The following is an 11,577-nucleotide window of genomic DNA, read 5'->3' as shown; positions in this document are numbered from 1 at the left end:
CGGATTCCCCCCGACATAGGCATACAGGTTCAAGCCCCCACAAAACCGATGGGGTCCTCCGAGATGAACCGCCCGACCGTCGCATCGTAATACCGCGCCCGCATGTAGTACAGGTTCTGGCCCTCGGCCACCGACAAGAGCACCTTGCCTTGTTATGTTTCTTTGTGGCTTATGCAAGTTGTGCTGGAATTCGAATCAGTTTCCCAAAGTCAGTTTTCCAGATATCAAGTTCATAGAGGTTTCCGTCCTGATCGAGATTCAGTGAGGCAAGAACCTCGACGCCGTCCTCGTCCGTAAATTGACATTCACTTGCCCGTCTCCCAAATTTCCGATCTTCCACCTGCGATCCGTCAGGAAACAGTCGTAAACTCCCCATGCCGCCGTCTTCCATCTCGGAAACTCTTAGTTTCGCCCGCCAATCTTCACTCAGCACACCGATCTGAGCTTTCGAGAGCAGAAATTCAAGAAGCCTAACTTCATCTTTTGATGGACTACGGAGCACCATGAATCCATTCTACGTTAAGGTCCAGCCGAGCCTTGAAACGCTGGGTTTCGTGCCTCAATCCAGCCTACGGGGCTTATAACTTCTGCCACAAACTCTCCTCTATGGTCACCAAGTCACGCTGCTCTCCTTTCACATACTTCAGATTGAAGCTATCAATGGATGATGGCCAAGGTTCGTCATAACTATAACCTTCAAGCATATCAAGAACTCCATCCTTAACATAAAGCAGAAAACCTGCCCCGCTCGGCAGATCTGGAATTTCTCCAATTACATCACCAAATTTAACGTCAAGCCCTACTGTGCGACGCACATCTTCAGGCACGGCCAAGGTCGTATAGAAGCCAAATCCCGTAAACTCGCGCTTTACTACTGTGCACCGTGCAAGTTGCTGTCGTAGCTGATTGAATAACGGAAAATCACCATCAAGCAGCTTCTCGAGTATTGCTTTCTCGAATCTAGATAGTTCATTTTTCATGGCACGAACGCGGTCCCAATCTTTACAGCTCCATCAACAATATTTCCTCGAACGGTAATGGTTTCAGTGCCAACTTTTACGGTCGTTTCAAAAACTCCCGTTAGCCCCTGAGAACGAACGGCGGATTCGGTCGCCTGCTGGATAGCATTGAAAGCCTTCTGTTGTGAGCCAAACTGGTTTACCACACCGCTCAAATTGTGTCGTTCTTGCCCAAAAATATGCTTCAACTTGTTAGGATCTACACCCCTCGCAACATCGTCTAAGTGCTTCGCCGCAGCTCCGCCCAGAATTCCCAACAAACTCCTGCCGCCGCTATACAGGAGCTTGGCCGCTGCGGCACCGCCGCCAATCAGATCAAAGGGGCCAACCGTCGAAATCGCGCAGCCATTGCATTCCGTGGCCGCCAACCCGCTTGGGTCCACCAGATTGATGGGATTCCCCCCGACATAGGCATACAGGTTCAGTCCGCCGTCGAAGCCGATGGGGTCTTCGCTGATAAACCGCCCGACCGCCGCATCGTAATACCGCGCCCGCATGTAGTACAGGTTCTGGCCCTCGGCCATCACCGCGACCTGCCCCGCGTACTGGAACGGCTGGGGAACCGTTTCGGTCGCCGCCATCAGTCCGTAGGCTGGGTTGGAGCTTTGCGAAAACCCGGCACAGCCGAGCCGTGAAACGCTGGGTTTCGTGCCTCAACCCAGCCTACGCGGGCTTCACGTCGTAGCCATATTGCCGGGTTTTGTTTTCGGTGTCGTCATGACCAACCGGTGTATTCTGGAATGATGCACCTCTTTATGTCGGCAGCATTACACACATTTGCATTGGCGCATCTCACATGTTAGTTCACGCTAATGCGCCGTAATTTTGCCGAAGGCGTTCTGCATATTCTGGTGGAACAACCCGTTCACGAAAACAGTTTGGCATGGCAGTTTTCAGAGCCCATTCGACATCATGCCCTAAGCCATGTTGCACAGACTCTCGGCAACCTAAGATGCAAACTTCCAAGCTACGCTCACCCCAGACTGCCCATTTCCCTGACTGTGCCAGCCACACAACCTTCTCGGAGTTTGCTAACAAGGAGTCGGCTGGGCTCTCGTCAGGGTACTGGTTAAGCAAATTCCAATATTCGTCAGCTGACGCAGACACCGGAAGCACTGCCCAATTGAAGAAGCCAAACTCATTCTTGTAGTAATCTGTTGGATCGGGGTCGAGAACTGCTACGAGCAACGAAACATCACCACAAGAACGGCAGAGGGCCTGAATTGCAGGCCAAAACGTCGCAGACATTGCCCAATCAAACTCTTCAAAAGCGAAACGACTGAACCCCTCACGAAAAACTTGCTCGGGAAGTCTCGCTTCTATCCGACAACACTTTTCGACCTCCGCCTTGTACGCTGCAAAGGTTTGATCATCCGCGATAAACGTACTGGTCAGCATCACGGCGCTCCCTGTTCAAGTCGAATTTTTAGATCAATAGAACTGCTGCCGGGCTTGTAATAATCCGCAGTTGGGCTGCCGGTTGACTTAGCTCCGTCGCGCAAAATGTATTTCGCACCATCCTTCTCAAGGATGATGGCTTTGCCATCCTTGCTCACAGATCGCGTGAAACCCGAATCGATGAGATTTTTCTCAAACTCCGACTTCGTTACGTCGGTTGCTCGATTCGCGTAACGACTACCCGCACGAGTCACGTCATAATAAAGTGACGATGCTCCCTTAGCCAATCCATTAAGCAGATTGCTAACTTTACTAGTCGGTAAGGCAAAGCCTATAGCAATATCAAAAGCATCTTTTTGAAATTGAACGATTTGAGCTTGCGATAGGCGCGCTCCTTCGGAGGGACTTAGCCCGCTCGGATCGACCAGGGTAACCGGATTCCCCCCGACATAGGCATACAGGTTCAAGCCCCCTTCAAAGCCGATGGGGTCTTCGGAGATGAACCGGCCGATGTGGGCATCGTAATACCGCGCCCGCATGTAGTACAGGTTGTCGCCCTCGGCCATCACCCCGACCTGCCCCGCGTACTGGAACGGCTGAGGAACGGTGGTCGTCGCCATCAAGCGGCCGTAAGGATCGTAGGCATAGGTGTTGACCGTCTGTTGCCCGGCGTTGCTGAGCGCCACCGTGTGGCCGGTGCCGTCGAAGTGGTAGACGTAAAGGGCGTTGGTCTGGGCCTCGACCAGGGCGGTGAGCCCGAGGCCGTGGATGTAGTACCGTTTGATGGTGTTGTTTTGGTCGGCCTCGGCCAGGAGGTTGCCCGCGGCGTCGTAGACGTATTTCGTGACGGTGCCGTTCCGCGTCGCCCGGATCCGGTTGCCGACCCCGTCGTAGGTGTAGCTCGTGGTGCCGCGGCCGGTCAGGCGGTGGGCGGGGTCGAAGCTGAAGGTGGTCGCGCCGTTGCTTTGCAGCTGGCCCTCAAAGTCGTAGCTGTAGGGGGTGGCGGCGCCGTCGAGCTGGGTGCCGGTCAGCCGGGTCTTCGGCGTGTTGTAGCTGTAGGTCCGGGTGAGATTGATGAGCTGTTCCGGGAGCCTGGGTTCGGTCACCAGGGCCTTCGTGCGGTTGCCGTTGGCGTCGAGGGTGTATTGATAGCCGGCCAGGGTCTGGGCGTTGGCGGTGTGGGTCAGTTGGGTCAGGCGGTCGGCATCGTCGTAGCCGTAGGTCGTCTGGCTGCCGTTGAAACGGCTGACTTGGGTCAGCCGGCCGGCGGCATCGTAGGTGTAGCTTTCGGTCTGGTTGAGCCCGTCGAGGGTGACGGTCTGCAGCCGGTTCAGGGCATCGTAGGTGTAGCTCACGGTCTGGTTGCCGGGATAGGTGAGCCGGGTGAGGTTGCCGGCGTCGTCGTAACCGTACCGGACCTCGAAGCCGTTGGGATCGGTGTGGGCGGTGAGGCGGCCGGCGGCATCATAGGTGTTGCTGGTCGTCCCGCTCGGATCGGTCATGCCGGTCAGGCGGTCCAGCGCGTCATAGGTGAAGCTGACCGTCTGGTTGCCGGGGTAGGTGATCTCAGCGAGCTGGCCGCTTGGGGTGTAGCTCGTCGTGACGGTATCGCCGTTGCGGTCGGTGTGGCTATTGAGACGCCCGGCGTTGTCGTACCCCGAGGTGTTGAGCTTCCCTAAGGGATCGGTGCGCTGGATGAGCAGACTCCGTTTGTCGTACTGGAATTGGGTGACGGCCCCGGCCGGGTCGGTGAGGCTTAAGAGCCGGCCGATGGCGTCGTACTGGGTGGCGACAGCAGGATGCGTGCCGGTCTTCGCGGTGGCCGGATGGCCGTTGCCGTCGTAGGTGTAGTGGGTGACGGCGTTCTTGGCGTCGGTGCGGCTTTGTACCAAGCCGGCCGCGGTATAGGCCGTAGTAGTCTCTTGGCCCAAGGCGTTGCGCGCGGCGATGGGGTGGTGCTCGGCGTCATAGTCGATCTCGGCCGCGTGGCCCAGGGCGTCGGTGACCCGGATCAGGCGCTGCTGGGCATCGTAGGTGAAGCCGGTGGCCTGGTTCAAGGCGTTGACGGACTGGACCCGGTTGTGCTGGCCGTCGTAGCCGTGCTGGGTGACCTGGCCCAGGGGATCGGTCTGTTGGACGACATGACCCTGGCCGTCGTAGCGGGTCCGAACGATCTGGCCCAGGGCGTTTTCGACGGCGATCGTGCGGCCGGTGTCGTCATAGGTGTAGGTGGTGCGATGGCCCTCGGGGTCTTCCTCGGCCGACGACCGGCCGGTGTAGTGGAATCGGTACAGCGCGGAGCCGGTCTGCCGCGGAGAGGTCTGCTGGATGACCCGGTGGTGGTCGTCGTAGACGTTGCTGACGATGACGCTGTTGACCGGATCGGTCACCGTCACAATCTGGTGATTGGCGTCATAGCCGTATTGCCACAGCTGGTTCTCGGCATCGCGGAATTGGGTCAGGTCGTCGCCGGTGTAGCTGTAGCTGACGCTCCGGCCCTGGTTGTCGGCCACCTGGGTGAGCCGGCCGTTCGTGTAGGTCAGGGTCAAGGTGCGGTTGTAAGCGTCCTTGACCTGGGTCAGCCGATCGTTGCCGTCATAGGTGAAGCTTAAGGTATTGCCGTCGACGTCGGTCAGCCGCTGGATTCGGTTTTGAGCGTCGAAGGCCAGCACGGTGCCGAAGCGCTCCCTGAGTTCAAAGGTGCCGTCGGCCAGCTGGACCAGCTGGGTGGTGACGCCCGGCGGCGCCACGTAGCTGCCGTCCGGCAGCTGCCGGTAGCTCAAGGATCGGTCGCCGAGACGCACGCTGACGCTGGTGTCCAAGAGTTGATCGGTGGCCCACTGCGCGACCAGGGCGCCAACGGTCCAGGCTTGAAGACTCGGCTGGGTGGGCGCCATCAGGTCGCGGGTCACAACCGCGGCGACGATGAGGGCGGCGGCATCCCGGGGGCTCCTGAGGCCCAGGGCAGTCTTGACGTCGCTGTGCCGGCTGAGGCGGAGATGATAGCCGTGGGTCCAGCCACGGCCGAGGCCGGCGCTCGCCTGATTGACCTGCTGGCTGTTGTAGTAGCGGGCCAGGCTCAGGCCGCGCGCGCCTGCACCGCCCAGGCGGAGATCCGCGGCCTGGTTGAGGTAGGCGCCCGAGCCCAGATCGACCGGATCGGCGCCCTTGGGGGTCGGGACGTTCCCCGGCGGCACCTGCACCGGGGCGTAACTCGCCTGCGCCGCCGGCGTGCTCACGGGCCCCAGAAAGGAGCCGTAGCCGCCCTGCAGGCCGCCGCCGATGATCATCCCGAGGCTCCGCTGGCTGCCACTCACGCGGTAATCGATGTAGCCCTTGCCGTGCCAGGCGTTGAGCGCCACCTGGCCGTTTTGCGGCAGAATCAGCGTGGCGCCGGCGTTGACGGCCGTTTGCAGGTCGGCGAGATCGTTGGCGCTGTAGCCGCTCAGTTGGCCTTGAATACTGCCGAAATTGCCGCTGTTGGCCAGAAAGAACTTCTGCCCGCTCTGGTTGTTGAGGGCGAAGATCTTGACGGTGGACAGGGCCGCCTGCGCGGCGCCCTGCGATTGCTCCAGCACGCCGTGTTCCAGCGCGCTGGCGATCAGGCCGGATGCCTGGAAGGCGCCCGATACGGCGGTGCTGCTTTGCGGCAGGACCGGGGAGAACTGGGCCTTGACGTCGATGAAGTAGCCGTCCTCCTGGCCGACGATGCCGAAGCGGTGATGCTGAAGGGTCCGGTGGTCGCTCACGGCGCCGAGCAGATCGGACGCCAACTGGGTCTGCTGCATCCAGCCGAGGCCGATGACGTTGAGGGTTTCCGAGAGCACCTCGCGCGAGCCGTTCGCCGCCCCGTGCAGGGTGAGCTGGTCGAGGTAGCGTTGCCGCTCGGCCAAAAGGCTGCTGTCGCGGTCGCCGCCGAAGGCCGAGGCCAGCACGTAGGCGCCGGTCCGTTTCAACGTGAAGGTCGCGCATTGGTCCGCGAAACGGGCACCCGTGAAGCACGGGTTGCTGACGCTGGCGCTGTAGGGGTGGTCGACGGTCAGGGTCAGATGGGTCAGGTCGCCGGAGGGCGTGCCCTCGGACAGCAGCAGGGTGTCGTCGAGATACAGCTCGGCCACGGGGGTACTGACCACGGCGCCGGTCAAGGCCACGGTCTGCGAGCCGATGGAATTCCCCTGGTAGGTATAGTTGAAGGTCAGGCTGGCATTCTTGCGGCCCGCGCTCTGGCCGACGCCGGTGAACTTGACCTTGACCTGGACGCTGCCGTTGGCCGGAATGTTCTGCGTGCCGCCGCCCGAAACGAATTGGAAGGCGCCGGCGCCGGTGCCGGTGATCGTGCTGGTGACCTGGATGACCACCGAATTGGGATTGCCGGGCGTCCAGGTAAACGTCGGCCCGTCCTGGCCCGGCGCCACCGTGCCGAAATCGGTCGCGCCGGCCGGCGGCGGATCGATCGTGGCACTGTCGCCGGCATAGCTGAGACTCAGTTTTTTCCCGGCGATCTCGGGGATGTTCAGCGTCGTATCGAGGCCGCCGTGTTGCAGGCGGACGGTGTGGATGTAGCCGGAGGGAATGTCGGTCCAGGCGGCTTGAGTCGGGGTGCCGGGAAACGGCAGCGCAGCCGGCAGGCTGGCGCTGTCGTCCGGGAGGATGCCCAAACCGCCGGCGATGTCGCGGACCCGCGCATTAGGGTAGTTTTGCTGGAGCTGCGCGGCCAGTTGCGTGGTCAGCGTATTCAGCGCGTTGTCGAGGGCGCCGGCATCGAGGCTCTGGATGGAATGGCTGCCGGTGATGCCGCCGGCCGCGCTCAGTAACGCCGCCGGGTCGTAGCCCATGGCGGCCGCCAGATCGATGCCCGCCAGCTTGTCGCTCGGTTTGAACGCCGGGTCCAGGGCGACCGTGTTGCCGTTGATCGTCGCCACCACCCAGACCCGATCCAGCGTGAAGCTGGTCCCGTGGTTGACGGCCGGAATGCCGCCGGTGGCGATCATCGTGCCGATCACACCGGCATTGGCCTCGGTGCCCAGCCAATGGGCCAGGTCCAGGCCATCGGCGGCCGACACCGGGATGGTCATGCTGCCGTACTGGAACTGGGCGGTGAACCCGGCGGCCCGGAGCAGCGCCACCAGCAGGGCGGCCTGGTCGAAATCGTTGCCGCTGCGTTCCTTCAGCGTGAGGTAGGGGCCTTTCAGCGCGCCGTAATACGGCACGTAGGCGAAATGATTGCGGACGAACTGGTAAATGCGGCGCGGATCGTTGTCCAGGGCCGCCGCCAGCTGGCTGAACTCGGTGGCGGCCGGCACCAGGCCCTCCGCCGCCGCGGTGATCTCCGCGGCCGCGCGGGGCGCGGCGGTCGCGCCCAATAGGTGTTGCCGCTCAGCCTGCCGGTCGCGCTCCTGCGCCAGGGTCTGTTCGCGTTTTGCGACCACGCGTTCGGCCGATTCCGGCGAGACGAGCTTGGCGCGCTGGTCGATCCAGCCCTCGGGCGCGGCGAAAGACTCTGCCGAGACCAGCCCAGCCAATGTGACGAACGCCACGAACGGCACCCAGAGGGCCATCGGGGCCACCCCGCTTCTTCTGGTTTCCGGCTTCATGTCAAAGGCCCCGGTTTTTCTGGTTCAGTCGAGCGGCGATGCGCCACAGCGCCACGGCCATCAGGAGCAAACCCTCGGCCGGCACCGCGGGCACGCTCGCATGGGCGGTGCCCGAGTTTTGCTGGTTTTGCAAGGGATCGGTATTGCCCTGATATTCAGCCAGGTTGGTGATCCCGTCGCCGTCGGTATCCTGCGCCGCATCGGCGGGATCGAGCGGGTTGAAACCGTACTGCGCTTCCCAGGCGTCGGGCATGCCGTCGCCGTCGTCGTCCGGGTCGGCGAAGTTGGCGATCAGATCGCCGTCGGTGTCCGGGCTGTTGCTGACCCCCTGGCTGGTAAAGTTGCCGGCCTCGTCGTACTGGAAGGCCAGCGCCGGGCCGTCGGACCGGGTTGCGCTCACGAGCCGGTTGAGGTCGTCATAGGCATAGTTGATTTCGACGGCACGAACGCTCGGCAAGGCCAGCCCTGACAGGAGACCCGCGCACAGCGCTAACCGAAGGTTCCGGTGGCGATCCGCGGACCGGCACCGGGTATGGAGGGCCGGGACGATGCGGTGAGCTCGCCGTTCCGGCCCTGAAGATGAGGCACTCGTTGCGCGCGTGTCGTGTTCCATAACGCCTTACCTTAAGTTTTTGAACCGGTATTTCGAGGCGCCATGGCATCAACAGGGCGATAGTGCCCAACCCCCCATAAAACGCATCGTTTAAGTTTTGTGTGAATCGCCGGTCGACGAAGGCGGCGATATCGTTACCGGGGTTGACCCCTCCGGCCGATACCCCTTGTCCGTTGAACCGCGGCGGACGGCGCTCGTACGGTTCCCACCGTTCGGTTGCGTCCGTCACCCGCAATTGCGCCAAATTCACCGCTAAAGGCGATCTTAAAAGTCGCCGCGTTACAGGGTTGTGTCAGTGGATGGTGAATATTCACATCCATTGCTGTGACATAGTTCACTGATTTTTCCCAGGCGTTTTGACTTCCGCACATGGGAATACGTCGCTCTTTCCTAGAAGTAGCCGGTGTATCTGATGGCCCACGGGCTGGTCGTGGCCGTTACCACTCCCATCTTTTGATGATTGTGTCCGCCAGTCGAGGCAATCATATTTGCAAATAATCCCGGTCCGCGGCGAAGGATTGCAGGCCAGCCCGATGGATTGCAGGTTCTCGGGTTTTCCATTGCAGGTCACTACAGTTAGAGTCGATTCTGCCGGCCGAATTCGCCGCCCGCATCAAGCGCGTCGGCATCGTCAACGCGATGGACGACGAAAACTTCGCGGCGGCCGTCAAGGCGACCGGACGCAAGAAATTCATCATCGCCGGCGTCACAACGATGTGTGCACGGTCTTCCCGGCATTGAGCCTGGTACGCGAGGGCTATGAGGTTCAGGTCATCGCCGATGCCGGCGGTTCGCCGAGCCAGATCGGCGACGACATGGCTCTGCGCCGCATGGAGAAGAACGGCGTCACGCTGTCCAGCACGAACCAGGTGATCGCGGAACTTGCGGGCAACTGGAGCACCCCCGAAGGGAGCGCGATCGTGCAGCAGGTGGTGATGCCGGCCCTACAAGGCTGAGGGAGACGAACAACGCTTACTCAGCGGGGGATGTTGGTAGTTGACCTGGATCAGTGCGCCGAACGTCCCGGCGCCCCCTGAGGTCGCTTGGCTACATCATCACCGTTTCCTGCCTTCTCACGCGCAAGGTCGGAGGCTATTTGGGCCAGCCCGCCCATGAAGAATCGTTTGAAGTGCTCAATGGCAGCGTCCGGTTGATTGGCGATAGCCTCTTGTGGTGCCGCGTGTTCCAGCATTTTGGAGCTCCCGAGCAGAAGCAGGGCGAACGGCGCGATGATGGCGAGTCTGCTGCGCGCGACCGCAGGGTGGTCGGGAGGTACCCCTAGAATCTCGCTGATGAACGCGGTGGCGATTTGCATTTTGGGGAGGAGTTCCCTCTCCAGGAGGATTGGAAACGCGGTGGAGGGGTGGAGTATTTCCCGACCCAGCACGCGCAGGGCCCAGTTGGAAGACATCGGACCAAGAACCGCCCGTAGCATGCCGTCGATGAAGACGCTCAGCTTGTCTTCCGGACGCCCCGGGGCTTCGGAGATCTTCTTCAGGAACTCCAAATCCATCAACCGGTGATGGGCCTCCACTAGGACTTCGGCGTAAAGGCCATCTATGCCGCGGAAGTAGTAATTCACCGCTGCCGAATTGACTCCTGCTCGTTCGGCGATTTCCTTGCCGGTGGCGTAGGCAACCCCTTTTTCGGCAAATACCTCGCCTGCAGCCTCGAGGATCTGCCACCTTGTGGCTACGCCATCGTCCCGGTGACCGGGCAATTTTCGATTTCGCTTCTCTTGTTTCATGGAAAGAGCATACCGGGAAAAGCATGTCTTATGAACGTAAATTTAAATTTCAAATTCGAATTTTACAAAAGTGGTGGCTGCACCCATTCTTATGCCATGAACACGAAAGCTCGCATCATCATTCCGACAGCTCTCATCCTGGTAACTCTAGGCGGCGGATGGTGGCATATCCATCGCCCTTCCGCAGAGGGCTTGCTGACCGTGTACGGCAACATCGACTTTCGCCAAGCCTCCGTACCGTTTAATGGAACCGAGCGAATCACCGAGATCCTAGCGGAAGAAGGCGATGTGGTCCGCAAAGGGCAGGTGCTGGCCCGCATGGATACCAGCCGGCTGGTGCCCCAATCGATCCAGATCGAGTCCGCGGTAGATGCTCAGAAAGCGGTCGTGGAGCGCCTCCGAAACGGCAGCAGGCCGGAGGAGATCGAACAGGCTCGGGCGAACCTGGTATCCGCCAAGGCAGACGCCGACAACGCCAAGGCTCTCTACCGGCGGCGGAAAAATCTGGTGTCGAGTGCGGCCATCAGCAAGCAGGATTTCGATGCGGCAAAGTCGGCCGCCGATGTGGCGGCCGCGAAGGTGGAGGTTACTGAGAAGGCACTCAGGCTCGCGGTCATCGGACCACGCCTGGAAGACATCGCCCAGGCCGAAGCCCAGCTCAAGGGCTACGAGGCGCAGCTGGCACTGATTCGCCAGCAATTGGCCGACGCCGAGTTGCGGGCGCCCTTCGACGCCGTGATCCAGTCGCGGCTGATGGAGCCGGGAGAGATGGCGTCCCCGACGAAACCGGTGTTCTCGTTGGCCACCATCGGGACAAAATGGGTGCGGGCGTACGTTCCCGAGCCGGAGCTCGGGCGTGTGCATTCCGGATCCCGCGCGAAAATCCTGGTCGACAGTCTTCCCGATCATCCGCTCGAGGGTTGGGTCGGCTTCATCTCGCCGGTCGCGGAGTTCACGCCGAAAACGGTGCAGACCGAAGACCTGCGCGCCAGCCTGGTTTACGAAATCCGGGTGTTCGTCGAAGATCCCCAGAACGTGTTGCGCCTGGGCATGCCGGCAACAGTGAAGATTCCGCCGGATGCAGACGGACCTGCCCGCGACCGGGCACGGCAATGAGCCTGCAAGGCCTGACGCATCCGGTGGAAATTCGCGGGGTTCACAAGACATTCCAGCGTGAAACGGGCGAGACCGTCAAGGCCATCGACG

9 protein-coding genes are annotated in these 11,577 nt (G+C 61.1%); 2 read left to right on the top strand and 7 right to left on the bottom strand.

Annotated features, from left to right (window positions below; genetic code table 11):
- Positions 1-169 precede the first annotated feature (169 nt).
- The 6 genes from ABJK70_RS13005 to ABJK70_RS12980 all read right to left on the bottom strand — a co-directional run bounded on the left by ABJK70_RS13005 (position 170) and on the right by ABJK70_RS12980 (position 8,468).
- Complete coding sequence (locus ABJK70_RS13005; RefSeq protein WP_077732631.1) at positions 170-505, bottom strand: hypothetical protein; 336 nt, start codon at positions 503-505, stop codon at positions 170-172.
- Between the two features lie 73 nt (positions 506-578).
- Entirely contained in the window at positions 579-980 is a 402-nt protein-coding gene (locus ABJK70_RS13000) for a hypothetical protein (RefSeq protein ID WP_077732632.1), read from the bottom strand.
- Complete coding sequence (locus ABJK70_RS12995; protein WP_077732633.1) at positions 977-1,600, bottom strand: RHS repeat-associated core domain-containing protein; 624 nt, start codon at positions 1,598-1,600, stop codon at positions 977-979. The genes ABJK70_RS13000 and ABJK70_RS12995 overlap by 4 nt, the downstream gene beginning before the upstream one ends.
- A gap of 223 nt (positions 1,601-1,823) precedes the next feature.
- Entirely contained in the window at positions 1,824-2,417 is a 594-nt protein-coding gene (locus tag ABJK70_RS12990) for a hypothetical protein (RefSeq protein WP_077732634.1), read from the bottom strand.
- Positions 2,417-8,011 (bottom strand): RHS repeat-associated core domain-containing protein, encoded by a 5,595-nt coding sequence (locus tag ABJK70_RS12985; protein WP_347258184.1) that lies wholly within the window; start codon positions 8,009-8,011, stop codon positions 2,417-2,419. The genes ABJK70_RS12990 and ABJK70_RS12985 overlap by 1 nt, the downstream gene beginning before the upstream one ends.
- Position 8,012: 1 nt before the next feature.
- Entirely contained in the window at positions 8,013-8,468 is a 456-nt protein-coding gene (locus ABJK70_RS12980) for an RHS repeat protein (RefSeq protein ID WP_168175545.1), read from the bottom strand.
- Between the two features lie 644 nt (positions 8,469-9,112).
- On the opposite strand from ABJK70_RS12980, the gene ABJK70_RS12975 reads away from it, so the two are divergent.
- Positions 9,113-9,580, top strand: coding sequence for a hypothetical protein (locus tag ABJK70_RS12975; RefSeq protein ID WP_347258183.1), 468 nt, complete (start codon positions 9,113-9,115; stop codon positions 9,578-9,580).
- A gap of 50 nt (positions 9,581-9,630) precedes the next feature.
- Here ABJK70_RS12975 and ABJK70_RS12970 read toward each other — a convergent pair whose 3' ends face one another.
- Positions 9,631-10,371 carry a CerR family C-terminal domain-containing protein gene (locus ABJK70_RS12970; RefSeq protein WP_156879684.1) on the bottom strand — a complete coding sequence of 247 codons (741 nt, stop codon included), beginning with the start codon at positions 10,369-10,371 and terminating at the stop codon, positions 9,631-9,633.
- Between the two features lie 96 nt (positions 10,372-10,467).
- On the opposite strand from ABJK70_RS12970, the gene ABJK70_RS12965 reads away from it, so the two are divergent.
- A complete protein-coding gene (locus tag ABJK70_RS12965; RefSeq protein WP_347258182.1) occupies positions 10,468-11,487 on the top strand; it encodes an efflux RND transporter periplasmic adaptor subunit in 1,020 nt (339 codons plus the stop codon).
- The last annotated feature ends 90 nt before the right edge of the window (positions 11,488-11,577 follow it).

The organism is Methylocaldum sp., assembly GCF_039794385.1.
Lineage (GTDB): Bacteria > Pseudomonadota > Gammaproteobacteria > Methylococcales > Methylococcaceae > Methylocaldum.
This window is presented reverse-complemented; position numbering and strand designations above follow the sequence as displayed.

What these genes read in the sequence shown, in the direction of transcription:
- ABJK70_RS13005 (WP_077732631.1), bottom strand. Translation starts at nt 505, where the DNA reads ATGGTGCTCCGTAGTCCATCAAAAGATGAAGTTAGGCTTCTTGAATTT.
- ABJK70_RS13000 (WP_077732632.1), bottom strand. Translation starts at nt 980, where the DNA reads ATGAAAAATGAACTATCTAGATTCGAGAAAGCAATACTCGAGAAGCTG.
- ABJK70_RS12995 (WP_077732633.1), bottom strand. Translation starts at nt 1,600, where the DNA reads ATGGCGGCGACCGAAACGGTTCCCCAGCCGTTCCAGTACGCGGGGCAG.
- ABJK70_RS12990 (WP_077732634.1), bottom strand. Translation starts at nt 2,417, where the DNA reads ATGCTGACCAGTACGTTTATCGCGGATGATCAAACCTTTGCAGCGTAC.
- ABJK70_RS12985 (WP_347258184.1), bottom strand. Translation starts at nt 8,011, where the DNA reads ATGAAGCCGGAAACCAGAAGAAGCGGGGTGGCCCCGATGGCCCTCTGG.
- ABJK70_RS12970 (WP_156879684.1), bottom strand. Translation starts at nt 10,371, where the DNA reads ATGAAACAAGAGAAGCGAAATCGAAAATTGCCCGGTCACCGGGACGAT.
- ABJK70_RS12965 (WP_347258182.1), top strand. Translation starts at nt 10,468, where the DNA reads ATGAACACGAAAGCTCGCATCATCATTCCGACAGCTCTCATCCTGGTA.